The organism is Catenibacterium faecis (assembly GCF_014306455.1).
Taxonomy (GTDB): domain Bacteria; phylum Bacillota_I; class Bacilli_A; order Erysipelotrichales; family Coprobacillaceae; genus Catenibacterium; species Catenibacterium mitsuoka_A.
Genome location: NZ_JACRWG010000040.1, coordinates 1 through 24439, shown reverse-complemented (window position 1 = coordinate 24439; position 24439 = coordinate 1). Strand labels below are relative to the sequence as shown.

Here is a 24439-nt window from a genome sequence, read left to right as displayed (position 1 = left end):
ACAGTATGATCATATTGACTTGCTCTGTAATCATTAGATACTTCAATATATATACCACCTGATACCTTGAATTTCTGTTCTACAGCAGTTTGAAACCCAGAAGGACATCTATTCTTTATAGACTTGCCAAAACGCTTTTTCCTATTAAACTTGCCTTTACAATTGACCGTAGTTTCTTTGGCTCGTCTCATAAGCTTGCCTGCATTTTTAGGTTCTGTGATAAATACATCTCCAAGACTTCTTAAATGGTTAGCGTCTTCATTTATTGCAAGCTGTCTGTTTATGGCATTGATGCGACATAATTCAGAATGTTTTTCTTTTAATTTCTTATAATGATTAGAATATCTCCAAGTCTTGCGACCTTTTTTAATTGTACCATCTTCATTATAATTCTGCGGATTAGTTGCACGTCTTGACCTGTCCATAGCACGGTAAAGCAGACGTTCTTTTCTCTCAGAAGTCTGAATACTGTCGCCACGCTCTGAAAGATTCTTCAAGCCCACCTCAGTATCAGATGTACAAGCAACAGTCTGTGTACCAATATCAGCACCGATCATTCCTTTGCCATATTTATGTCTTGGATTGCCAAATCTATCATATTTAGGTTTTGCCCTGCCTTCGATGGTTAAATGTAAATATACTCTGTATTTACCTCTTATCATCTTGGGAACAAGCGTAGCATAGCAGGGTCTGTATGTATCTATGCAATAGTCATCTTTAATAAGAGTATTAACAGCCCTGTCATCCAAAATCTCAGATTCAGCAAGATATGATAAAACCGCATCTACTTCATCCTGTTGAAATCTATCATTTGTTTGTATTCCAAATACCATCCTGCCAAGTTTGAAATGAAGTTTATTATCTGTAACGGATATAGGTATACCACGATTCATCTGTTTTGCCCTTATACAAGGTAGGTCTCCGTATTTAGAAAAATGTAAAACATTACCATTGCCATATAAGCATTTTTCTATGCCACCCAAATATCTTCGGCTTTAGTCAGAGCGAATACAGCATCTACACCATATTTCTTGCCTATTGGAATCATGGATGTTCTGCAGTATTCCCATGTAATATTATAAGCTTTCTGCATTTCATTAAGTTGTTTAGCATAAGTTTTTCGTTTATCCCTATCTTTGGTGTTACCATACAGAAATTGTAATTTACGGTATCTCTTTGTACGCATAAGCTGGTTATAATTCTTTCTCATAAGACCTACAAGCTCATTCCCAGCTTTGCGTATCTTATCAGAAAGAGCCACTACTTTAATCACATCAGAATAAGGCATATCGGTTTCTACAGCCAGGATATGCCTGTCAGAAAATTTATGAAATTGTTTAAGATGTCTTTTATGTTCTTTATCAGTTATCATTTTTCTGCTCCTTAATATTATCTTAATCACTGTAGATACAAAATATCCTCTAGGCCATAAAATACCGCATCCTGCAGAATTATATTAATTGTGGAAATGCCTTGAATAGTTCAATAGAACTTATATCTTTAAAAGTTCTTACAACATCACAAGAAGCAGCAGTTTGTGGTACATCTACAAAGACATGTACATGGTCAGGCATCACAACAAAAGCCTTAATGCGGTAATAGATTTTCTGTAATATCTGTTTCAATATTTCCACTACATTACCTTTTAATACCCGAAATATGAATGTAGAATATCTGATAATGTGATATTGTATCAGATATTTTCAATACGAAGCAAGTCAAGAAATATGATACTCTCACCTTCCTCAGCAGAATAGATTAGTGCAGGGTTTTCAAGTTCTTTTTTCCATCCAGTAGGAATGGAAATATTTATTTGTACATTGACATTTTTGGTTCGTGCCATTACTTTTTTCCACAACTTGAATGATATGCTGAATTATTAGGATTGCACTGTTCTGCATGTTTATTATTGTTCGCTATATGTGCAGCACTATTAGGATTTTTCTGATTACAGTGATGGTTGTTTTGTTGTATGTGTGTTTATATCATGGTTACTTTTACTGATGATCTGTTTACTTTCTATACTTTAATATACATAGATTATATATCATTTTTCTAAGTATATATCAAGTGAAATGTGGCTTTCATCCCACACGCAAGCGTGTGGGTTTTTCGCCACAAATTTATAACCTTATACATATGTAAACCCCTTTCATTAGATATTCTAATAGATTTCTTGAACAGAGTAAACAGAACAAAATAATCCTTTAACAAATCATCTTATTTGTAATGATTTAAAATTCTAAGAGTTTGTGATTTTCTTTAAAATAGTGGTGTATTTGGTGTATAATAGCACAGGTATTCAAAGGAGAAAGATTATGATATTAGAACAAATAGATGAAAACTTATTAAAAATTGCGAATGAATCTGATGTTGTATTAAAAGACATTTATGAAAAGATTGATGATGTTTGTTTCTATAACTCAAACAGAATTCTTTCAGCATTTATTGAAAATAATGTCAGCTATTCTGATTTTGCGGACATGAATGGATATGGCAGCTATGACTCAGGAAGAGACAAGCTAGAAGCTATTTTCGCAACTATTCTTGGATGCGAAGATGCATTAGTTAGACCACAGATCATGAGTGGTACAAATGCGCTTTATTTAACTTTATCTGCTTTACTTCAGCATGGTGATACAATGATTTCATTATCTGGAGCACCTTATGATTCTTTACAGGAAATGATTGGTATTTCAGGAGAATCTAGTCAGTCATTAAAGGCTCATGGTGTATCTTATGAACAGATTGATTTAGTTGATAATGATTTTGATGATGATAAAATCGTAGAACGTTTAAAGAAGAATGATGTTAAACTTGTAGAAATCCAGAGATCTAAGGGTTATTCTTCACGTTTATCTTTAACACTTTCTAAGCTTGAACGTATTATTACTAAGATCAGAGAAGTAAATAAAGATGTTATTATCATGGTAGATAACTGCTATGGTGAACTTGTAGAAAAGAAGGAACCAGGACATATTGGTGCTGATATCGTTGTAGGGTCTTTAATGAAGAACCTAGGTGGAGGTATTGCTCCTACTGGTGGTTATATTGCAGGTAGAAAAGATTTAATCTTTATGTGTGCTGAAAGATTAACTGCACCTGGTATTGGTAAAGATCTAGGAGCTAACTTCAATATGAATAATACATTCTTCAAGGGTGTATTTATGGCTCCTAATGCCGTAAAGAATGCTTTAAAGAGTGCTGTATTTAGTGCTTACATGTTAGAAAAGTTAGGCTTTAATAATGTCTCTCCAAGATACAATGAAGAAAGAACTGATATTATTCAGACATTAGAACTTGGTACAGAAGAAAACCTAGTAAAATTTACACAGGCTATTCAGAATAGTTCTCCAATTGATTCATTTGTAGCCACTATGCCTGCACCAATGCCTGGTTATCCTCATGATGAAGTAATGGCTGCTGGTACATTTACTTCTGGTAGTACAATTGAATTAAGTGCAGATGCACCTGTTGTTGCACCTTATACACTTTATATCCAGGGTGGTTTGACATTAGAATATAGTAAACTCTCTATTCTATTCGCCCTTACAAATGTTTTAAAGAAATAACACGAAAGGTCCTGATTGATTTCAGGACCTTTTTTTAACAGCTGCCTTTCTGACCGCCATCTATTCTTATAATTGTATTGTTGATGAAATTCGCTTCATCACTAATAAGAAACTTCACAAGATAAGCCACTTCTTCTGGTTTACCATAACGGTTCACCATAATCTTTTCCTGTTCCTCTTTTAAGAATTCTTCATCATATCCATCTAGTTCATTATCTGTTCCAATGAATCCTGGTGCGATTGCATTCACATTAATATATGGCCCATATTCAAAGGCAAGATTATGTGTTAATGAGATTAGTGCCGCTTTAGAGGCATCATAATCAATACACATTGGATAATAAGTATTTATACCATTGGTAGAAGAAATATTAATAATACGTCCATATTCCTGATCAAGCATATGTCTATAGACACGCTTACTGCAATTAAATGCCCCTACGACATTCACATCCAATGTCTTTCTAAACTCATCTGCTGTCTTAAGATGAAAGAGATTGGATAAATCAACCGCAGCATTATTAATAAGAATATCAACACCACCCCATTTTTTCTCTATTAAAGAAATCATGGCATCTACTTCTTCTTCCTTTGATACATCCGCTTGAATAGTCATCACACGTACATCATAATTCTTTTTAATCTCTTCTTCTAATAAAGCCGCTGCTTTATTAGAAGTAAGGTAGTTGATCACTACATCATAATGGTTTTTCGCAAGTTCTAATACGATGGCTTTCCCTATCCCCTGAGCACCACCAGTTACAAGTACAACTTTATTCATATGTGAAAAAAGAGCTTATATTAAGCTCTTCCTGCGTATTTTCCATCAGATGAGAAGACAACGATTTCTTCGCCTTCTTCAATAAACTGAGGTACTCTTAATGTTAGACCAGTATTAGTGACAGCATCCTTAGTCTGGTTAGATGGTGCACCTTTAATAGCTGGGTCTGTCTTAACAACAGTTAATTCAACTTTTTCTGGGATAGATACTGATAATAAATCACCTTCAAAGAACATAAGAGATGCTTCTCTTCCTTCTACGATGAAATATTTATTGAATCCGATCTGTTCTTCTGATAATTCATAAGTATCATATGTTTCCATATCCATGAAATAGTAAGTAGAATCAGCTTCATATGAGTACTGTGCTGTTTTCTTTTCAATGTTAGCAGCTTCGAATTTTGTTGAAGCGTTGAAGTTTCTGTCCTGTGTAGAACCAGTCTTTAAGTTCTTCATCTTAGTCTTTAAGATAGCAGCACCTTTACCTGGTTTTACATGTTGGAAGTCTAAAACAACCCAAGGATCGCCATCAACGATTAATGTAAGTCCAGTTCTAAAATCTCCTGCAGCAATTGCCATAATAATCACTCCTGTTTCTTTATGTTTTTTACGTTCTTATTGTAGCAGTTTTATGAGCTACTCTCAAGTTATAGAGAAATTTAATTAGAATAAAGATAGTTTTTCGTTTGTTTTCTGGTGTTCTCTAATATATTTAGTCCATTTAATATAACCATAAGTTGTATTAGTGAAGTAACCAAGTTTAAGAATTAATAATACATATTGTCCAGATAAGATGTTAATAATAGCTTCTAACCCAGCACAGATATACCATGCAATCCACTGTTCTCTTAATCTGAAGAAGATAAATAAACCATTCGCAATACCTACTGCAGAGGCACAGGCATCAATATAAATGATCCATGTTTCTAATGTCTTATTTGTATAGAAATCAGTTGCAATATCTAAACCACTGATGAAATAACCAACAACGATAGTCCATACAAAGATACCTACAATAACAAGTACTTCCTGGTAACCTTTTAGTTTTCTTACCATTGTTAATTCATCTTCTTCTTCATCTTTATGCTTAGACCAGTTGATATAACTGATGATATCAATTGGAAGCCAGAAGAATAATGTAGTCACCATTGTTGCAAAACGATACATTAATACAACACACATTGCGATTTCCGCAATTTCTACAGCAACAGATACTAAGAAGTTATAACGAGACTGTTTAGAAATGAGTAATTCACATAAGATATTTAAGAATGTATCTAAAAGATACAATAACATGATAACAATACCATTAACACCATTTGCACTTTCTTCCGGGAAAGCAACAGCGAAAATAGTAGCAAGTACCATAATAGTCATGAACCAGCTCTTTTCATATGTTGTAAACTGTTTAGAGAATAACAACATTAAAGCCAATGACAAGCTTAAAATAAATAAAGAAGATGCAAGGTTAAAGATGTACATAGTCTTATTTGCCATGACCTGCTTATAAGAATGTTTAACTTCTTTCTGACTCACATCTTTGTGATCAAAGTATAAGTCAGTTCCATTACTTGTCTTGAATTCATAAGCAGTAATAGTCTTATTCTTTAACTGTGTATATTCTTCATAAGAATAAGAAACAACAAGCTGTTTGTCACCTTTACTATATGTAACATCACATACTGTGTTGTCTGAATCATAGTCTTCATCCTGTGTATTTCTTTTCATTACAACGCTTTGTACATAATCCACTTTACCAGGATTAGAATGTACTTCTTTAAGACCTACACAAAGAGAAATAATTGAACCTAATACTAATGCAATGAGAACAATAATTTCAGCTGTTCTTAATTTCTTTCTAGGTTCGATGTTGTTTTTAAAAAATTGAATCATACTACAAACTCCCCTTAAATTTTAAAATCAGTATTTTAAAAAAATACTTCACAATTATAATAAATAATCACTTAAAATGGTAGGTCTTTTTGTAAAGATTATCGTATTTCTTTCAACATTTCCTCTGGGGTGATATCAAATAGATTTGCAAGCGCTATAAGATTAGTTGTACTTGGATCAGATGAACCATTTTCCCATTTAGAGACTGCCTGTCTAGATACACCAAGTGTTTCTGCCACAAATTCTTGAGTCATCTGACATTTCATACGGTGTTTTTTAATTACACCCCCTAGTGTTTTAGCATACTCTTCCTTTTCTTTACGTACTGGCTCTGACTTAATATATTTTCTTAATGCGATAATGAGTAAGTAAACAACATAGATGATTACGCTCCAGATAATAAATGCAGGTATAAGCACTAATAATAACATCATTGTATTTGTCATTTTGAATTCCCTCCTCACTTCAAATATAGCTTAATATTGCAAGTTGCGCTATCAACTATCAAGCAACCATAAAAAAAAGAAGGCATTGCCTTCTTAACGCATACAAATATAAACAAGATATGCTGTATAAATAGCAAGCATCACAATACCCTGCCACTTAACAAGTTCTTTCTTCTTCCATGCAAATACCCATACAAGAGTACTTACTGCAATGAGAATAAATGTATCAATGATATTTTCCGCAATAATCGCAATAGGACTAATTACCCCGGCAATACCTAATACAAGTAAGATATTGAAGATATTAGATCCAATAACGTTACCTAAAGCCATATCAATTTCATTCTTTCTTGCAGCTACAATAGAAGTCACAAGCTCTGGAAGACTTGTTCCTAAAGCAACAATAGTCAACCCAATAAGGTTCTGACTGAGTCCTAGCATAGTCGCAATAGCTGTAGCTCCTTCTACGACGAAATCACCACCAAATTTAATAGCAGCAGCACCACCAACAATATATACAATACACTGCCATACTGGTAATAGCTTGATTTCCTCATCATTGTCTTCGCTTAATGCTTTGTTTCTTGCCTGTAATGCTGAATAGATCATCCATCCTAAATATGCGGCAAATAATACAATAAAAATTGCACTATCTACTCTGCCTAGCATACCATCTAAACCAAATACAAGTAATAAAGCAGCACAGATAATAGAGAATGGAAATTCTTTCTTTAATGTATCTGTAGAAACTGCAAGAGGTACAAATAGCGTACATACACCACATACAACCATTAAGTTAAATAAGTTAGATCCTACTACATTACTGACTGCAAGAGCGTTGTTGTTGCTCATTGAGGCAGCGACACTGACTGCACATTCAGGTAAACTTGTACCCATTGCGACAATTGTAAGTCCAATGATCATCGAAGGAACTTTTAATCTTTTTGCGACAGAAGAACTTCCATCCACAAAGAAATCTGCACCCTTAATTAATAATACAAAACCAATAATTAATATACCAATTTCCATGAAAGTATTTATCATTTTTTCTCTTCCTTTATATATAAACTGATTAATAATCTAACATTATATCCTACTGTTAGTCAATAGTATCTGACGATTGAGATATACCTATATTTCATAATAATTCTACCTGTGAGGTGACGTTAATGACCGATTACTGGTTTGATAAATTAAGAGAGAATACACCAGAAGAAAAACTCATACTAGAAGGCAAAGATACTGTTCAATGAAATCTTTATACTGAATAGATTGACTACGTTATTGAAAGCAGTAAGTTCATGGCTTCACAGGATGACGATATTCTCGTACGTAAACATACACGTTTCATTCCATCTTCGAAACGATAGATTTCTTCTAGTTTGATTTTTCCATCTTGCATATGGGCTAACATATGATGTCCACTAGAAGCTCCAATATCTACCGCAAGATAATACTGGCTCATTTCCATTTGCCTCCTTCATTTATGTTTTCCTTTGATGATTCTATTTTATGTAAAAGAAGGATGTAAAAAAATGACAGTCTTTGACTTCTAGACTGTCATTTTTTGCGCAAAAGAAAAGTCCACCGGAGTGGACTATACTCTATTTAATTCATCCAGCATTGCGCTTCTGTTTTTATATTGAACCTTCCATTTCTTAATGATTTCATCAACTACTTCATCACCACCATTAATAGATTTCATAATTCTTAAGTCTTCGACAATTTGACGATAATGTTGTCTACTTCCAGTAGATTCAGCCTGTTTTTCAACAATTTCTCGATATAACTGAAGCAGTTTTTCAGGATATTCATCATTAAGCACGTGAGTATATTGATGCAATAAATCTCTATTATTACTTCCTAAAATAACATCAAATAGCTGTCCATATAGTTGCTCTGTTTCTAATATTTCACATAAGAACCTTCCAGGAGTAAGCTGTTCAATAAGAGAATCTCTTTCTGTAATCCAATCTTTATCATTGTAGTGACTTCTAAGTTCAATATAATTGTCTATATTAGTATCATTGAAAAAGAGAATCAAATTCTTTAATTCTTCCCTATAAGCTTCAGTGTTTCCCTGTTTTTTATAAATATCTTTCTTCAATTCTATATCACGTTTCATAAGAGTTTGGTTCTCATAATCAAGATCAATACATTTATCAATATAATCCAAAGCTTTGTCATACTCTTTATTATTAATACAAGTAAAGACACAGTCCATTCTAATAGAATCGCATTTCCAATACTTTTTATAGGCGACATTTATCTCCTGATTTGATACATTGTTTTTCTTTAAGAGGTTAAGATACATTTTTGCAAAATCATCAAGCACATACTCTCTATCTAAAATATCATTATGACTATCTATGTAATCTAACTGTTCTTTCACAAAATCAAGTTGAAGCTTCAAGAAATCTTCACTTTTTAAAGAATTAAAAAACACTTGTAAAATATCTACTCTATCGTAATTATTTCTTGTATTGCCGAGAAATTGTTTAAGTAAATCAAACGCATCTATTCTTTCTGATTCTTCCATACACACAATAATGTTTGAACATGCGTTTATAATAGAAAAAGAAAGCTCATACGTTTCACCTTCATTATCATCTATATCTAACTTATCAAGTATATCATAAGCTTTTAATAGAAATTTAAATGCGAGAGAATATTGTCTCTTTTCTTTCAAGAGATCAAGCCACTTAAAAACAGCCTCTTCAAAGTATTCACAAAAATCACAGCTATATTCATAATCGATATAATGATAACCATCACTATAAGAATTACAAACTCCCTCCAAATCATCAATCATTGTATCCAAAGAAAATTCATTTTGTGTATATTGTTTAAAGGTTTCTACTAAACTAGGATTATCATCAAGTACTTGAACAAGAAATAATCGTACATCTTCTTCTGAGGCCTCTTTCACAAGTTTTGAATTATCTATGACTGGATGAGTCGCATTTTGTTCCCAGTCATATAAAACAGCTGCCATGTGCTTACAATTATGTCCATCTAACGCATAAGGACAATCACAAGACATGCCTATTATACGATTTCCATTTTATTTTATTTCTACATGATAAGGATGTGTTCCATAAACTACTGCTTTAATCCTATTAGATGTAATACGTAAATCTTCTACACAACCATCTAAATAATAGTCATACCCCCTATCCAATATTCGTTTATAAAAGTAACTTTCCCATTCCATATAGGCACCTCCTCTGTATAATTCCATTATACTAAAAAAGACAGCATTTCTGCTATCTAATCATTTCATTTTCTTATTCATATAGAAATAGAAACATACATTGAGAATAATACCAGTAATAGTCGCAATTGGTGCTGCAAGCCCGATTTGAGTAAGGCTGGCATTGGGCTGAATAGACATATAATAAGAAAGAGGTAGACGTGCAATAAGTGTTTGTACTAATCCTTGTACCATAACCCATACTGTTTTATCGTGTCCATTAAAGTAACCAATCATACTAAAGAGTACTGCAGTGACTATTGTTTCCAATGCAAAGCCTTTTAAATAAGCATAGCCCTGATTAATAACACCTTGTTCTGTCGTAAATATACCTGTTAACATATTCCCCCTTAAACATAACTAAACAAAATACAAAAGCTCCAATAAATAGACCTATACCCATACCTATAAGCATAGATTGTTTGGCTCTTTTTTCATTATTTGCGCCAACATTCTGAGCTACAAATGAAGCCATTGACTGCATGAGAGAACTAGGAACAAGCATCGCAAAGTTTACAATCTTACATGCTACACCATAGCCTGATGATGCCTCTAGTCCTAAGCGATTAATAAAGGCACATAATGCAAGGAATGAGATCTGAGTCAAGCATTCCTGCAATGCGAGAGGTACACCGATCTTCATTGCACGAATGCAGTGAGGGTTGATTTTAAAATCTTGTTTATGGATTTCAAATGGAAGTTTTCTTTTCTTTAATAATCCTAATGCGAATAATACACTACATACCTGGGCAAGTACTGTAGACATTGCAGCTCCTGCTGCATCCAAATGGAAGCCAGCGACTAAAACTAAATCTCCTACTACATTAATTAAACATGCTACAGTTACAAAGAGTAATGGACATTTACTATCTCCTAAACCTCTAAAAATAGCTGATAAAACATTATAAGCCACAATAAAGAAAATACCTGCACCACATATTCTTACATACATAGATGTAAGATTGAGTGCTTCTAAAGGTGCCTGCATAAGTGTAGAGATTGGCGTTGCAAATAACACCATGATAATAAAAAGAATCATTGAAATAATACCAAATAGAATTGTTGATCCACCAATAAGGGCTCCTATATGTTTCTGTTTCTTTTCACCAATATATCTTGCAATAAGTACTGTAATACCCATTGCGAATTGAGTGATCACAAATGTCACTAAGTTTAATACCTGACTTCCTGTAGAAACAGCTGATAAACCTGCTGTTGTTCCAAAACGCCCTACTACAAGTAAGTCAACCGCACCATAGGCTGCCTGTAATACTAAAGCACCTAGTACAGGAATCATAAATGCGACTAATTTCTTAAAAATACTTCCCTGAGTAAAATCTGAATTCATTTATGATTTTCTCCTTTCACACATCACTTGATAGAACTTTTCTATCGTTTCCATCATACAATCAGCTTCTTCAATAGAAATATGACTCAAGTTCTGCGATAAGTCTTCAAAATATTCCTTATTGAACTTTTCGAATAAAGCTTGCCCTTTTTCATTTACTTCAATATAAGTGACACGACCATCTTCTTTTGAAGAAACCTTATTTAAATAACCTTTTTCTACCATAGAACCTACAGTACGTGTCACACCTGGTCTAGGCAGATTCAATGCTTCACTTATTTCTGAAACCTTCACTTTTCCATATCTTTCCTTTAAATCAATAATAGCCTCTAGATAACGAATATAAGAAGGAAGAACTCCTTCAGGAAGTTCTGATAATAAGTCTAATATTCTTTTTGCCATATAACAGCTGTCCAGCATTTCCTTTGTTTTTTGACTATTCATAAACCTCACCTTTTAGTTACCAAAGGTAATTACCTATGATAGGTATATAAATAATATGAAATATGTCAAGCGCACGGAACAGAATTTCATCATAAATATAATCGTATTTCAGGTTTTCTTAAGATAAGTTTAACTGGGAGATGATTTTAGTTGTATTCCTTCAAACAGTTTTAGTCATGTTGTTGTGGTAAGTGCAAATCAATCAAGTAGTCAAGGCATAGATATGAAATATCTTGATACAAATGTGGATTCTGCAGATGGAACTCTTGTAAAATATAAATGGGGGACAGTATACAGGATGGACTCGTGTGTTCAAGAATGGAGATAATGCTTCAGTGAACTACCCTGACTTACAAATCACAAGATAGTTAACTGTCAGAGAATCTGTATGATTTAGAATCTTTCTATGTCCTTGATGATAAAATCGAACACAAAACATTTTATACTATCATTATTGGGTATTATTGTTTCTCCTAACCTAATCATAATTATTATGTTATTGAGAATTATGATTTATAGAAGGGGTATAAAGTAAATACTCAATGCAAAAAAGCACCCGAAGGTGCTTAACTAAAATAACTTGAAAGATTTAAGAAAAAATTAGACGCTTAATCTAAATCTTCGCCATTAGAAGCTATCACTTTTTTGTACCAGTCAAAGAATCCTCATTTTGGGGATTTTCTTAATTCTACGTTATAAATCATTGTATCTTCATCTTAAAGAGATACGTGGTCTTTGTCTGAATAATTTGATAGTCTATCTGATAATTGTTTAATAGGTTACCTACGATATATAAGCCAAGTCCATGACTTGTATCTTTTTTTAATTCCATGTGATTCTCCTGGCAGGTATTTTCTATATAGAAACAATTCTCTTTTATCCCTATATCTATTCTTCCATAATCACAGTTATACTTAATCGCATTGCTTATTAAATTAGATAAAATCACACTGAATGCATTTCTACCAATATATAAATGCTCTAAACCAACTTTATTATTGATTACGATATTCTTTTGATCTGCGAGCAACTCATATTTATTCAGGACTTCTTTAAGAACATCTTTTATAATAACATCTTCTTCATCGTTCTTTAGATGATCTATTGAATAGATAGATAATATTTGAGAGATATTTTTTGAAAGATCATCCACTATATCTACACATTGTCCAAGATATACATCTCTCTCTTTATATTTTCCTACATTATACATCATGTTCTCTAGAATGATTTTAAGACTTGCTAGAGGTGTTTTTAATTCATGAGAAGCAGCCTTTAAAAATTCATATTTAAGTTTTTCAAGTTCGAGAATTTCTTTATTTTTAAGTTCTAGATCATCTATTGACTTCAATAATGTAAAATAGAGTTCATTGATCTGCTTCTTTAAGTCTCCTACTTCATCATCACTGTTATGGACTAAACAGACATTCTTATCTAATTGCATCATTTGATCAGTTACATTCTTAATTTCATCAATATTATTTTTAATTGATTTTGAATAGATCAATGAAACGATAGCAGATAATAAAAGAGAAATAGATAATGAATAAGGAAGAAAACCTAAACTTAAATCTTTAGCATCCTGCAGCATATCAGCAGTAGAGATAAATTTCAAATACAATTGATGTCCATCATTTAAAGTAATATGTCTTTCCTCAATAATTAATGAATTATTGAGGCTGTTTAAATTCACATTCAGATTATTTGTAACTTTTACTTCATTGTCTTTATTTTCTTGACTCACAAATACTTTTATATCGCTGTTTTTAGAATACAAATCAATTGTTCTTTCAATCTCATTGATTTCCTTACCTTCTAGATTATGAGATATTTCATTGGCTGTTTTATTAATATCAGCCTTTCTAGTATCCAGATACGTTCTAGGAAATATCAAGTAGATAGAGATATGAATCAATAAGACAATAATGCTGAGAATAGAAAATATCTGGAGAAACATTTTAGGAAATATCTTTAGTTTTTTCATCATCTCTCCAATTTATAGCCTACATTTCTAATAGTTGATATGCAATCTAGATGTAACTTCTTTCTAAGTTCCTTTATATAGACATCAATTACACGATCATAAGGATTTTCTTCTGCTTCTTTCCAGACTTGATCTATAATCTGCATCCTTGACAGAACCTGCCCTTCATGATCAAGAAGACATTTTAATATTTCTAATTCTTTAGGCTTACTATCTATGACTTTTCCATCTATTTTAGCTGTATAACTTGTGAAATTGATTTCTAGATCTTTATATTTGAATATTTCTATAGAACTATAATACTTTTTTATAAGTCCCTCTATTCTCGCTTTTAAGACAGGCAGAGAAAATGGCTTTTCAATATAGCCATCAGCAAGTTGAGTAAAGGCTTCTATTTTGTATTCTTCATTATTAAATGCCGTCAACATTAAAACAGGGATATTACTTTCTTTTCTTATTTCTTTTAAAACATCTAATCCATTCATAAATGGAAGCTGAATATCCAAAAGAACAACCTTGATATCCTTATTAAATAAGGATAAAGCCTCACGACCATCCCTAGCCTCTATGACATGATAGCCCCATTCTGATAAATATTCACTCATACCATCTCTAATTATAGGATCATCTTCTACAATCAGTAAATCCATACTATCCCTCCCTCTTTATATTATACACATATATTTATCTGTTAACGTGTATAAATAAGTGATTCTTCCTTATTTTTAAGAATTCTAAATGAAGAAACCACCAACGCCATAATAAGTACAACTGTCATGAAGCCAATAACAATAAACATCATATCACTAGAAACATGCACATTCAGACTCGTAAGTGTCTTATTAAAGCCATCTACTTCAGCACCTGCTCCTAATTGACTTGATACGCCCTGACTTGCTAGTTGTTTAGTTATATCTCCTGTCACCCCATTTAAAATTGTATGACCAAATGACTGTGCTAAAGCACCAGAAACAAAGTAAGCAATAAGATAAGATGGTATCATCATCCATACTAATTCTGTCATCAATTGACCAAAAATTCTCATTTTTGTCATACCTAACGAAAGCATAATAGCTATTTCTTTCTTTCTTGCATTAAGCCAGAGCATAAGAAGAAGCGCAACAACTATTCCAGCAAAAATCAATGCACCATAAAATAATTTATCGGCCATTCCATATAGAGATGAAATAGACATCTGTAAAGCTGGATAATTAGAAGCACCTTTTATCAGAACATAATTTCTCCAATCAATATCAAGCTTCTCTAATACTTTGATGACCTGTTTTAAATCATATTGACCTTTCACAAAGAAAGTAGCGTCTTGATAAACAGCTGTCTTTTCTGTTTCACCATATACCTGTGCTGCACTATGCACATCAGTGATTAAAGTATTTTCATATAGTTCCTGGGGTGCACTTGCGCCACCCTTATTATGCCCATCAAAGAGGCCCTTAATTTCTACTTCAACAATCTCATCTGCCTGCTTTTCATTATCCGCATCATATAAATTTGATTTGATTTTAAGATGGTCTCCTACCTTTAAATGATTCTTTAAAGCAAGATCCTTATGCATCAAAATCTTATTTCTATCACCAGCTTTAAGATGCTCTCCTTCTACTAATTTATAAGCCCCTGATACAAACTTATTTTCTTTTGAAGAATCATTCACACCTGTAAGCATTACTGTACTTTTAAAGTTTTTTGCTCTTTCAGGTGATTGATAAGCCAATGTTTCAGGTGTTTCTACAATATCATAATCCACTAAATCCGCTACACTATTGATTCTCTTTACATAAGAATCAATCTCTTTACACTGAGCAATCTGACTAATATCCTGTCCTTTTACATTGCCTCCGCCTCTAGGCGTTCCAGGATTATATTGTCTATTGATTTCCATTGAAAAACTATTTGTGATATTTCCTAAACTCTTCTTAGACGAAAGATCTGTGGCATCTTTTAAGGCTAAGCCTAATACACCTAATGTAGACATGATTGCAATCACAGATATCATAATAAGTGATTTAAGTTTTTTTCTTGTTACATAAGCCCATGCATTTTTTATCATATACTTCTCTCCCATTAAACAATCTGTAATTTCTTATCCTTAAGTTCTAGAACAACATCTGCACTTTGAGCAAGTTGTTTGCTATGAGTCACAACAATCACACACTTATTGCGTTCTTTCGCCATCTTCTTCAATATTGTGATTATTTCATCTGCTGTATTCTCATCTAAATTCCCTGTTGGTTCGTCTGCAAGAATGACAGGTGCTTTAGATGCTAAGGCACGTGCAATAGCAACTCTTTGCTGCTGTCCACCAGAAAGTTTCATAACATTTCTTTTTATCTGATTTGGATTCAAGCCTAATTCGATCAATATTGAGGAAGATGCTTTTTTATCAACCAATCTCACATTTTCTAATGGTGTCAAATAATCAATCAAATTATAATTTTGAAAGACCAAGGAAATATGATGTCTTCGATGATAACTATAACCTTTTTGTTTAATATCTTCTTGTTCAAAAAGAATATGTCCCTCTTGTGGTTCATCTAATCCTGCCAATAATGACAATAATGTTGATTTGCCTGCACCAGAGGCACCAATAATGGCATAGAACTGGCCGCTTTCAAATGTCTGATTCACATCTTCTAAAATATTCTCTCTTGTATTCTTATAGCGATAGCTTACATTATCTATTTCTAATATAGTCATATTAATCTCCTAACTCATTTTTGATAAAATCTCTTGGGGCTTCTTTATTAAAAACATTCCACATGTCGTTATAACTGAAATGATGATTACACCTGCTAGAATCCCATAACTTCCTATAAAAGTCATTCCTTCTTGTCTGAATCCATATTCAAGTAATAGAGAATATGCATTCTTTAATAAAACATTGATCACATATTTCAGGAATATATGACCTAATCCAAAAGAAAGAACCGCCGCTGGTATTGAAACAAATAATAATTCACAAATAAATTGACCAAGAATTTCCGATTTGTGGAATCCTACTGATAACAAAATACCTATTTCATAAAGTCTCTCTCTTAACCATAAAATTAAAATTAAAGAAAGAACGACAAGTGCAACAACAATTAAAGAACATACAATCACTTTTATAATATATTGTATATGTGTAATTGCCTCTAATGTTTCCTCATATGTCTGCGTATCCATTTCAACAAAAGCATCTGGATGATTCTTTTCTAATTGCTTCATCATTAAACGGGTATCCTTTAAATGATCAAAGTACATGATTATTTTATGAACATTGTTTGTCTGTTGTGAAGAATAATCCATAAACAACATATTTTCACTAAAATCTGATGTTAAACCTGTATATCTTTCTTGTTTCTTACCAGAAAAAATACCAATAATCTCATATTTCTTATTATTGTCTAAATTTATAAAATCATGTAATGCAAGATGATTCTTTTTCGCAAATTGTTCATGAACCATCACCTTATTACAATCAGTTTCTTGGATATGTCTGCCCTTTTTTAATACAAAATTGCCACTTTTAAATAAGGCATGAGATTTTGTCTGATTCGTTGCGAGATAAGACATAACGTTCTTATATTCATCACTCAAATCATCTCTTTTTACTGACTGTTGTGCTTCTATGACATGAAGGTTTCTTGGTTGAGTGAGACCTTCATAATATAATGTATAGCCTTTAGCTTGTTTGATTTCCTTATATTCCCTATAGTCAAATAATGATTGATCTTTCTTTGTAACCGATAGAGACGTATTTGCTGCTTCATACATGGTCTTTTCTAGCTGAGTGGCTGCTATTGTGATACTGGAAGAAATATATAAACATGAGAGAATAATCGTTAAAATCATCATTATGATCAATGAACGTTTTTTCTTTCTTGTGACATAATAAATAGAACGTTTAATCATTGAAAACCTCTGTATTTTCTAAATCCTTCTTTTCCTTTAAAACAAAACCATTATCATTCTCTTCTAAACGATCAATGATTTCTATATGACACTGTTCCAGTTCTCTTTTAAATGCATCATTCTGATAACTTATGTAATAAGAATAATGTCCATCATGAGAAATACCTATTTTTTTATGATATGTACATTGAGTCAGTTCTGTTATTTCTTTTTCAGACATTCCTTTTTTATACATTCCAATAGTTCCTGAACGTTCTAGGTTCTTTTCCCACTCCATATATTCGTTCATATTTTGAACAACAGCATCCTGCTGCTTACGAGAAACTTTATTAAAAGATAAAAAGGCATATCTTAGTTCTTCATTTAAAGCACTTTGAGAATCAAGCATAACAAGACTTTTATTGTTCATAGCCTCTTTTATATTTTGAGACAAGCTGAATTTAAGACCTAGATACTCATAAACATAATCTTCTTTATAATCTATTGTCTCATTCATTGGCTTAAAACTTGCTTTATCCTTAATAGTCACTGAACTTGTAAGAGCCTCCGTCTTATTTTGACATCCTACTAACGCAATACTTAAGCATAATACTCCTGACATCATTACTTTTCTTATTAATTTCATTTTTTATCATCTCCTTTTCTTCATCATACCCGCCATATATGAAACATCTATGAAATAGAGAAATAAATTGAAATAAAAAAGAGGTAGCTAATTTCCATCAGCAGATGGTACACCAACGATCTTACCAAAACCTTCTACTTCTTCACCGATATAATAGCTTTCACCAGTTAGAGGGTTTTCATAGTTCTACCAGTCATAGCATGTTTCATGAACCATTCCTCCGTATTCAGCAATACCATTCTTATCGATATCACGGTTCTTATACCACCAGTTATGATATGCAACTAACTTAGGATACATTTCTTTTAAGAATTCCTTATCACCAGTTGCTTCATAAACACTCTGAACTGCCCATGCAGCAAGTGCAGGTTTAGAGTTTCGTTCGTTCCAGTTTCCTCCATCACCGCCGCGGTCTTCGTTCTGGTTATAGAAAATACAGTCAATGATAGCACCTTCATCCTGTGGACGAACAGCATCTTCTTTAATGATCTGGTAATCGAATAATGCTCTAATATTATTTTTAGCTAATTCTGGATTAAACTGAGTAGTAGCTACAACCTGTTTTTAAGAGTCCCAAGCCCACATACCAATGATCCGCTTATAAGACATAGATGGTACGATTCCATCATGCTTAATTGCACCGGCTGGTGACAAAAAGATTTTTTGCATTTTAGACAAATAAAAACAATGTAAATTATCAATCGAAATATATGTTCAGCTAATACCTTGAATATTGAAATTTAATTTCTATATACAAAAACACATACAAGTGTATGTGTTTAAGTGATGATGTTCTATTTTGAAAGTAATGCATCATTTCTAGATAAGAGATAGACGCAATATTGGTTCATGCTGATTCCTTCTTTTCTAGCATGCAAAGCAAGTGTTCTATGTAAAGTCTTAGGAATTCTCAATTTGAATTGTCCAGAATAATTTTCAATGCTATCTGGTTCATTAATCTCAATACCTTCTTCTAATGCTGCTTCTATCCATGCTTTCTCTGCATCCTTTGCGTTATTCATGGCCTCTTCTATTGTATCTCCACAAGTGATACAACCTGGAAGATCAGGATAAGAAACTACATATCCACCCTCTTCTTGATCTTCTACTATTTCTAAACGATAAGGTAAAGCCATATAATCATTGAGCGTTTTCATTGTTCTTCTCCTCTTTTTCTACAATTAATCTTACCATTTCAACATATACTCTTTTTATTGGTTCATGTTTAGGTATTGTGATAGGCATACATCCTTTCTTCCTAAAAGTATAGTGACTGCTTCCTCCTTTAGGATAATTCATTACATATCCATAACTCTCCAATACTTTTCTCAATTCAGAAAAACGTAACTCTTTTGATAATGCACTAATCTTCAAAATTAGTTTATCCCATTTCGACATAATTCATTTTTCCTGTTCTTATAATAATATGGTGTCATATAGGGTGTCAATCACATTATAAATCCACTCTATATACATTCATACTACAAAAAAGAGACAATATCTTACTTATCAGTATTTCTTATAGTTAAGTCTATCACAAAGAAATATCACATAGGCATACCTATGTCATAATTGGAACTATTTCTGATACACCTTACTCTCAGAACACTTCAAGTGAAATGAATCGTAATTATCTCATTACTACTTAGTCTAAAGACAAATTCCATCAGCTCTTGATGAAAATACCGCACATCTAAGGACATTTATCAATTTCTGTCTGAACAAAGAAATCATTCGCCTGAAAATTACATAAAGAAGTTATACGTTTACCCAAAAGGTGGCAGAGTCATAGGTCCTTATCACTTCAGATACACGTATACAAAAGGCTGTACTATATATTATCCAGAATACAGACGCAAAAACTCCTGACTAATGCAGAGGTTCATTTCTTTTACTCTCTAAATCTCCCAATCAAATTCATCTATTTCTTTCTTAATATCCATTGAGACTGATGAATCATCTTTAAGTTCCTTCATGAGTTCTACAAACATTTCTCTCTTTGGATTATTCACATCATTGAAACAGCGATATACCATCCATATATTATGTGCTGTAGGATTCTTTCTTACTGAAGAAACTAATAATTCCTCATATCCATGCTTATAGAATTGTTCTAGAAAATGAACTAGATCCCCCGGCATACCAAAATCAACCCTAGGATGAGTCCCTATAATTTCTAGAATAGGCTCTACAAGCTCAAAAGGTTCTGGATATTCATTGATTGCATCAATCAAATCATCATCCATATAATATTCTTCATCTTCTTTAGCTGCATTCTGTAATCTAGTGATTATTTCTTCTTTTGTCATATAGTTATTTCCTCACCTTTCTATACTCATAACAATCAGGATGTGATGTCTTATTGATAATAGTATCAGCCAATGCTTCTGTTATATTATCCATTATGGCACATGGCAAATTATTGATTTTCTTATAGAGGACACCTGTTGAAATAGGTAATGCAAAGAGTTTCTTTGTTTCGGCCAGGAACTTCAATTTATCCTCTGGGACTTTCACAATATAGACTTTTCCATATTCTAAATTCTCATCATCATCTTCCATTTCACAACCATTTTCTAGCCATGATTTAAAATCAAACCATTCCTCTACTTCAGAATTTCCTATCTCTGCCGCATCTAAGAAACCACATAATGTTGCTCCTTTTTCTGCCTTCATAATTAGTTCTCTATCTCCATTATCATTTCCAATGCTGATATATCCAGGCATATTAATAGAAAACTCATTACATTCATAACTTTCAATAATAGTAGAAGTATCATAGAGTATACATAGATTCATAGTTATCCCATTCGCATATCTTAAAACTTTCTTATACACTTTAGGGATTGTTTCCTTGATATGTTTTTCTACAGATTCTATATCTTCTTTTGTTACTGGTGCATTTTTCTGTATATAATCAATATTATTGTAGTTCATAATTTTACCTTCCTGATAGTTATCATTGCATATTCTACTTATTCTTACAATGTATTACCCAAATTAAGAAATTATTCCAAGAATAGAGTCATATCCCCATTAATACAGTATTCGTCATGATATAAAAAAATCGTGTAAATCAATTTTGTTCACACGATTTTTTATATAGTTTCAAACAAACCTTTAATTAGATTTGCGGCAATAATGCGACTTGAAGTTTTTTTATTGAATCATCTTTAGAATTTTTTCTAAAAGTACCATAAATATCCCAATGATAGGGCTCTTCAAATGCAATAGCCTTTAATCCTGTTGGTGCTTCATCTTCAAATTTTGGTGAAATTGCAATCCCTATTTTTTGTCTACATAAATGCATCAAGGTTCCGCCATCCATGGTTTTTGCTTTTATGTTTGGAGTAAACCCCTTGATTTTGCAGGCTTTAATGAAATCATTATATATATGAAAACTCTCATTCATTATTATAATATTCTCATTTCTCAGCATATCTAGAGGGATTTTTTCTTTCTCATAATAAGGATGTCCTTCATATACATATAAAACAAGATCACATTGACATAATTTTACTTGTTCTAAATTAGGATAATCATGTAGTCCAACAACAATACCATACTCAATATCATAATTAAGAAGCTTATTTATGACTTCTTCATTACTGTACTCACTCCATTCTACATGAAGAGTTTTATTTGAGTTTGCAAAATCTAATATTGTCTTAAGTTGAATAGCCTTTAAGATACCACTTGCACAACCAATTCGTAAGCGATTTATTCCGTTATTAAGATTATTTATTTCAGTTTTAATATGAGCATCCTGCAAGACAAATTCTTTGCTCCAGTCATAAAATAATTTTGCGCTATCTGTAGGAATAACACCATTTTGAGAGCGAACGAAAAAAGTGGTGTTATACTCATGTTCAAGATTCTTGATGATTTTACCAAGACCTTGTGCAGAAATAAATAAATGTTCAGCTGCTCTATGCATACTATGCATTTCATATACTTTCTGAAAATATATAAAGTTCTTTATATCACCCAATTTAAATCACCAGTCACCTTCATATCATTATTAGATATGGTTAGCTACTTCGAATGCATCCCAGATTGCATACATGATATTGGATACTTTTTTTGCATCTCCAAGCAAATAAAGATCAGGAATATCAAACTGAAGATTATTATAAAGTGTATTCTCTTCTTTATATCCAACTGAAAGGATAACACTATCACTCATAATAGTCTTGCTACCTTCTTTAGTATCTACTTTCACTTCTCCATTCGCAAATTCTGTAACCTTTGCACCTGTGATAATTTCTACTCCATTAAATGGTAGCAATGCTTCCAACATTTCTTTATTTGCAGCACAAAGTGGACCATTTACAGCCATTACCTTATCTAATGCTTCAACAATTGTAACATGAATTCCATTCTGCGCCAACCACAAAGCAGTTTCACAACCTACAAGTCCACCACCTACAACGACAGTTTTCTTGCCAGCATCCTTCTGTTTCAATAAAACTTGTTCTGCTGTATAAGTATGTGAATCATCACCCAAAGAGAATACTTTTGGTTTAGATCCTGTCGCAAGAATCACAGTATCATAATCCATAGCTTTAATTTCTTCTTCATTAAGTTCCGTATTCAAATGAGCATGTACGCCTAAACGATTTAATTCATTTGTATACCAATCTGCTAATGCAATATCATCTTCTTTAAAATCAGGAGCTCCACCTGGAATTAAATTACCGCCAAGCCTACTTCCTTTTTCATAAACTACTGGTTGATGTCCTCGGATAGCTAATACACGTGCAGCTTCACAGCCTGCAACACCACCACCTACAATCAACACTTTCTTTTTCTTTAAAATAGGCTCATATGCATTAACACGCTCTCTAGCTGCCTGTGGATTTACAGCACAATTAAGAAGAGAATATGAAGCAACTCTTCCCATACATCCTTCATGGCAAGAAATACATGGACGTATCTGTGTGATCTTACCACATCTTAATTTATTACAATAATCTGGATCTGCTAGTAGTGGTCTACCTAGATCAATAACATCACATTCACCATTTTCAATAGCTTCTAATGCCATGTCTGGATTATCCATACGGCCTGCACAGAATACTGGGATATCTACTACTTCTTTTACCATTTTGCAGTATCCTCTGTAAAGCCCTTTCTTTTGATACATAGGAGGATGATTCCACCACCAGGCATCATATGTTCCAACATCAGTATCCAGCGCATCATAGCCATAGCTTTCAAGTAATTTAGCAGCTTTTAAGCCTTCTTCTGTGTCTCTGCCCTTTTCTTCAAAATCTTCTCCTGGTAATGCTCCAACACGCCAATCTTTTATCATACTTTTTACACTAAAACGAAGTGTAACAGGGAAATCATCACCACATGTTTTTTTAATTTCTTCTACTATTTCCTTAGCAAAACGAAGTCTGTTCTCAAGAGAACCTCCATATTCATCAGTTCTTTGGTTAAACATTGAAATCGCAAATTGGTCAATTAAATAACCTTCATGTACTGCATGAATCTGCACACCATCAAAGCCTGCTCTTTTTGCATGGAAAGCAGCTTCACCAAACTGTTTTACAATAGCATGAATTTCATCTACAGTAATGGCACGACAAGTCTTATCTAACCAGCGATGTGGGATTGCAGATGGTGCAATGGGTGGAATATCTCCTACATTTGTAGGAATAGTCACACGACCAAATCCTCCTGATAACTGTAAAAAGATTTTACTTCCATATGCATGAATTCGCTCTGTCATTTCTCTACTTGTTTTCACAAAGTTAACAGGCTTGTAAAGTGGATTAGGAACAGTTGAAGGGTCCTGTTTTTCAACAACCTGATCAAAAAATGTGACACCTGTAATAATAAGTCCAGTTCCACCCTTTGCTCTTTCTACATAATAATCAATACCACGCTGATTCCAACCGCCATTGGCATCTGCAAGACCTAAAGGTCCCATTGGAGCCATCGCAAATCGATTTTTAATAGTTATACTTCCAATTTTTATTGGACTAAATAATTTTGAATATTTCATAAAATTTGCATCCTTCCTTGTTATTTTATTCTCATGACTACATGATAACATATTGTTAAACCGCAAACTCTACCCATCTGATAACTGCAAATTATATTACCCTATATAATAATGTATTCTTATAGCGACCGCAGTTTATTTCAATCAATAAATCATAGATAAAGAAAAGATG

26 protein-coding genes and 2 pseudogenes are annotated in these 24439 nt (G+C 32.8%); 1 reads left to right on the top strand and 27 read right to left on the bottom strand.

All coding sequences use genetic code 11. The features are described from left to right. From H8909_RS09225 to H8909_RS09220, 3 genes and pseudogenes are all read right to left on the bottom strand, one after another. Positions 1–893: pseudogene (locus tag H8909_RS09225) on the bottom strand (hypothetical protein); the annotation flags it as partial. A 77-nt stretch (positions 894–970) separates the two neighbouring features. Further along, entirely contained in the window at positions 971–1372 is a 402-nt protein-coding gene (locus tag H8909_RS13320; RefSeq protein WP_202985938.1) for a hypothetical protein, read from the bottom strand. Positions 1373–1451: 79 nt separating this feature from the next. Beyond that, complete coding sequence (locus H8909_RS09220; protein ID WP_369409823.1) at positions 1452–1661, bottom strand: transposase; 210 nt, start codon at positions 1659–1661, stop codon at positions 1452–1454. Positions 1662–2318: 657 nt separating this feature from the next. On the opposite strand from H8909_RS09220, the gene H8909_RS09215 reads away from it, so the two are divergent. Further along, on the top strand, positions 2319–3572 hold the full coding sequence (locus H8909_RS09215) for a methionine gamma-lyase family protein (protein ID WP_187012617.1): 1254 nt from the start codon (positions 2319–2321) through the stop codon (positions 3570–3572). Positions 3573–3606: 34 nt separating this feature from the next. Here the strand turns inward: H8909_RS09215 and H8909_RS09210 are convergent, their stop codons facing one another. The 24 genes and pseudogenes from H8909_RS09210 to H8909_RS09100 form a co-directional block, all read right to left on the bottom strand. After that, positions 3607–4353: an SDR family NAD(P)-dependent oxidoreductase gene (locus H8909_RS09210; protein ID WP_055233937.1), complete on the bottom strand. Its 747-nt coding sequence runs from the start codon at positions 4351–4353 to the stop codon at positions 3607–3609. Positions 4354–4373: 20 nt separating this feature from the next. Beyond that, entirely contained in the window at positions 4374–4931 is a 558-nt protein-coding gene (efp, locus tag H8909_RS09205; RefSeq protein ID WP_055289480.1) for an elongation factor P, read from the bottom strand. 84 nt (positions 4932–5015) lie between these two features. Continuing rightward, entirely contained in the window at positions 5016–6245 is a 1230-nt protein-coding gene (gene pnuC / locus H8909_RS09200; protein WP_187012616.1) for a nicotinamide riboside transporter PnuC, read from the bottom strand. Positions 6246–6343: 98 nt separating this feature from the next. Beyond that, on the bottom strand, positions 6344–6691 hold the full coding sequence (locus H8909_RS09195; protein ID WP_238928258.1) for a helix-turn-helix domain-containing protein: 348 nt from the start codon (positions 6689–6691) through the stop codon (positions 6344–6346). A gap of 93 nt (positions 6692–6784) precedes the next feature. Continuing rightward, positions 6785–7735, bottom strand: a complete 951-nt coding sequence (locus H8909_RS09190; RefSeq protein ID WP_187012615.1) for a calcium/sodium antiporter — start codon at positions 7733–7735, stop codon at positions 6785–6787. 232 nt (positions 7736–7967) lie between these two features. Continuing rightward, on the bottom strand, positions 7968–8156 hold the full coding sequence (locus H8909_RS09185; RefSeq protein WP_187012620.1) for a hypothetical protein: 189 nt from the start codon (positions 8154–8156) through the stop codon (positions 7968–7970). 132 nt (positions 8157–8288) lie between these two features. Then, positions 8289–9734 (bottom strand): SWIM zinc finger family protein, encoded by a 1446-nt coding sequence (locus tag H8909_RS09180; protein WP_187012614.1) that lies wholly within the window; start codon positions 9732–9734, stop codon positions 8289–8291. A 21-nt stretch (positions 9735–9755) separates the two neighbouring features. After that, positions 9756–9905: an SWIM zinc finger family protein gene (locus H8909_RS09175; RefSeq protein ID WP_187012613.1), complete on the bottom strand. Its 150-nt coding sequence runs from the start codon at positions 9903–9905 to the stop codon at positions 9756–9758. A 60-nt stretch (positions 9906–9965) separates the two neighbouring features. After that, positions 9966–10286, bottom strand: a complete 321-nt coding sequence (locus H8909_RS13315; protein WP_202985937.1) for an MATE family efflux transporter — start codon at positions 10284–10286, stop codon at positions 9966–9968. Continuing rightward, positions 10246–11292 (bottom strand): MATE family efflux transporter, encoded by a 1047-nt coding sequence (locus H8909_RS09170; RefSeq protein ID WP_202985936.1) that lies wholly within the window; start codon positions 11290–11292, stop codon positions 10246–10248. The genes H8909_RS13315 and H8909_RS09170 overlap by 41 nt, the downstream gene beginning before the upstream one ends. Further along, complete coding sequence (locus H8909_RS09165; protein WP_187012612.1) at positions 11293–11736, bottom strand: MarR family winged helix-turn-helix transcriptional regulator; 444 nt, start codon at positions 11734–11736, stop codon at positions 11293–11295. Between the two features lie 700 nt (positions 11737–12436). Beyond that, a complete protein-coding gene (locus tag H8909_RS09160) occupies positions 12437–13720 on the bottom strand; it encodes a sensor histidine kinase (protein WP_187012611.1) in 1284 nt (427 codons plus the stop codon). After that, on the bottom strand, positions 13720–14370 hold the full coding sequence (locus H8909_RS09155) for a response regulator transcription factor (protein ID WP_187012610.1): 651 nt from the start codon (positions 14368–14370) through the stop codon (positions 13720–13722). Before H8909_RS09155 ends, H8909_RS09160 begins: the two co-directional genes overlap by 1 nt. Positions 14371–14411: 41 nt before the next feature. Then, the gene (locus tag H8909_RS09150; protein WP_187012609.1) at positions 14412–15785 is read right to left on the bottom strand and encodes an ABC transporter permease; all 1374 of its coding nucleotides are present in this window, start codon (positions 15783–15785) and stop codon (positions 14412–14414) included. 14 nt (positions 15786–15799) lie between these two features. Next, the gene (locus H8909_RS09145) at positions 15800–16432 is read right to left on the bottom strand and encodes an ABC transporter ATP-binding protein (RefSeq protein WP_187012608.1); all 633 of its coding nucleotides are present in this window, start codon (positions 16430–16432) and stop codon (positions 15800–15802) included. A 9-nt stretch (positions 16433–16441) separates the two neighbouring features. Then, the gene (locus H8909_RS09140) at positions 16442–17629 is read right to left on the bottom strand and encodes an ABC transporter permease (protein WP_187012607.1); all 1188 of its coding nucleotides are present in this window, start codon (positions 17627–17629) and stop codon (positions 16442–16444) included. Next, on the bottom strand, positions 17622–18254 hold the full coding sequence (locus H8909_RS09135) for a hypothetical protein (protein WP_187012606.1): 633 nt from the start codon (positions 18252–18254) through the stop codon (positions 17622–17624). Before H8909_RS09135 ends, H8909_RS09140 begins: the two co-directional genes overlap by 8 nt. Positions 18255–18440: 186 nt before the next feature. Continuing rightward, positions 18441–18800: pseudogene (locus H8909_RS13775) on the bottom strand (MGH1-like glycoside hydrolase domain-containing protein); the annotation flags it as partial. A 248-nt stretch (positions 18801–19048) separates the two neighbouring features. After that, positions 19049–19411 carry a type II toxin-antitoxin system HicB family antitoxin gene (locus H8909_RS09125; protein ID WP_187012605.1) on the bottom strand — a complete coding sequence of 121 codons (363 nt, stop codon included), beginning with the start codon at positions 19409–19411 and terminating at the stop codon, positions 19049–19051. Beyond that, on the bottom strand, positions 19395–19652 hold the full coding sequence (locus H8909_RS09120) for a toxin HicA (RefSeq protein ID WP_187012604.1): 258 nt from the start codon (positions 19650–19652) through the stop codon (positions 19395–19397). The genes H8909_RS09125 and H8909_RS09120 overlap by 17 nt, the downstream gene beginning before the upstream one ends. Positions 19653–20152: 500 nt before the next feature. Further along, positions 20153–20563 (bottom strand): hypothetical protein, encoded by a 411-nt coding sequence (locus tag H8909_RS09115; protein ID WP_187012603.1) that lies wholly within the window; start codon positions 20561–20563, stop codon positions 20153–20155. A 4-nt stretch (positions 20564–20567) separates the two neighbouring features. Further along, positions 20568–21191, bottom strand: a complete 624-nt coding sequence (locus H8909_RS09110) for an SMI1/KNR4 family protein (RefSeq protein ID WP_187012602.1) — start codon at positions 21189–21191, stop codon at positions 20568–20570. A 187-nt stretch (positions 21192–21378) separates the two neighbouring features. After that, positions 21379–22245 carry a LysR family transcriptional regulator gene (locus tag H8909_RS09105; RefSeq protein ID WP_187012601.1) on the bottom strand — a complete coding sequence of 289 codons (867 nt, stop codon included), beginning with the start codon at positions 22243–22245 and terminating at the stop codon, positions 21379–21381. A gap of 30 nt (positions 22246–22275) precedes the next feature. After that, positions 22276–24267, bottom strand: coding sequence for an oxidoreductase (locus H8909_RS09100; RefSeq protein WP_187012600.1), 1992 nt, complete (start codon positions 24265–24267; stop codon positions 22276–22278). Positions 24268–24439: the final 172 nt, after the last annotated feature.

Bases quoted from the DNA above. Each gene is read 5' to 3' on its own strand.
- H8909_RS13320 (WP_202985938.1), bottom strand. From the start codon at position 1,372: ATGATAACTGATAAAGAACATAAAAGACATCTTAAACAATTTCATAAA.
- H8909_RS09215 (WP_187012617.1), top strand. From the start codon at position 2,319: ATGATATTAGAACAAATAGATGAAAACTTATTAAAAATTGCGAATGAA.
- H8909_RS09210 (WP_055233937.1), bottom strand. From the start codon at position 4,353: ATGAATAAAGTTGTACTTGTAACTGGTGGTGCTCAGGGGATAGGGAAA.
- efp (WP_055289480.1), bottom strand. From the start codon at position 4,931: ATGGCAATTGCTGCAGGAGATTTTAGAACTGGACTTACATTAATCGTT.
- pnuC (WP_187012616.1), bottom strand. From the start codon at position 6,245: ATGATTCAATTTTTTAAAAACAACATCGAACCTAGAAAGAAATTAAGA.
- H8909_RS09195 (WP_238928258.1), bottom strand. From the start codon at position 6,691: ATGACAAATACAATGATGTTATTATTAGTGCTTATACCTGCATTTATT.
- H8909_RS09190 (WP_187012615.1), bottom strand. From the start codon at position 7,735: ATGATAAATACTTTCATGGAAATTGGTATATTAATTATTGGTTTTGTA.
- H8909_RS09185 (WP_187012620.1), bottom strand. From the start codon at position 8,156: ATGAGCCAGTATTATCTTGCGGTAGATATTGGAGCTTCTAGTGGACAT.
- H8909_RS09180 (WP_187012614.1), bottom strand. From the start codon at position 9,734: ATGTCTTGTGATTGTCCTTATGCGTTAGATGGACATAATTGTAAGCAC.
- H8909_RS09175 (WP_187012613.1), bottom strand. From the start codon at position 9,905: ATGGAATGGGAAAGTTACTTTTATAAACGAATATTGGATAGGGGGTAT.
- H8909_RS13315 (WP_202985937.1), bottom strand. From the start codon at position 10,286: ATGTTAACAGGTATATTTACGACAGAACAAGGTGTTATTAATCAGGGC.
- H8909_RS09170 (WP_202985936.1), bottom strand. From the start codon at position 11,292: ATGAATTCAGATTTTACTCAGGGAAGTATTTTTAAGAAATTAGTCGCA.
- H8909_RS09165 (WP_187012612.1), bottom strand. From the start codon at position 11,736: ATGAATAGTCAAAAAACAAAGGAAATGCTGGACAGCTGTTATATGGCA.
- H8909_RS09160 (WP_187012611.1), bottom strand. From the start codon at position 13,720: ATGAAAAAACTAAAGATATTTCCTAAAATGTTTCTCCAGATATTTTCT.
- H8909_RS09155 (WP_187012610.1), bottom strand. From the start codon at position 14,370: ATGGATTTACTGATTGTAGAAGATGATCCTATAATTAGAGATGGTATG.
- H8909_RS09150 (WP_187012609.1), bottom strand. From the start codon at position 15,785: ATGATAAAAAATGCATGGGCTTATGTAACAAGAAAAAAACTTAAATCA.
- H8909_RS09145 (WP_187012608.1), bottom strand. From the start codon at position 16,432: ATGACTATATTAGAAATAGATAATGTAAGCTATCGCTATAAGAATACA.
- H8909_RS09140 (WP_187012607.1), bottom strand. From the start codon at position 17,629: ATGATTAAACGTTCTATTTATTATGTCACAAGAAAGAAAAAACGTTCA.
- H8909_RS09135 (WP_187012606.1), bottom strand. From the start codon at position 18,254: ATGAAATTAATAAGAAAAGTAATGATGTCAGGAGTATTATGCTTAAGT.
- H8909_RS09125 (WP_187012605.1), bottom strand. From the start codon at position 19,411: ATGAAAACGCTCAATGATTATATGGCTTTACCTTATCGTTTAGAAATA.
- H8909_RS09120 (WP_187012604.1), bottom strand. From the start codon at position 19,652: ATGTCGAAATGGGATAAACTAATTTTGAAGATTAGTGCATTATCAAAA.
- H8909_RS09115 (WP_187012603.1), bottom strand. From the start codon at position 20,563: ATGACAAAAGAAGAAATAATCACTAGATTACAGAATGCAGCTAAAGAA.
- H8909_RS09110 (WP_187012602.1), bottom strand. From the start codon at position 21,191: ATGAACTACAATAATATTGATTATATACAGAAAAATGCACCAGTAACA.
- H8909_RS09100 (WP_187012600.1), bottom strand. From the start codon at position 24,267: ATGAAATATTCAAAATTATTTAGTCCAATAAAAATTGGAAGTATAACT.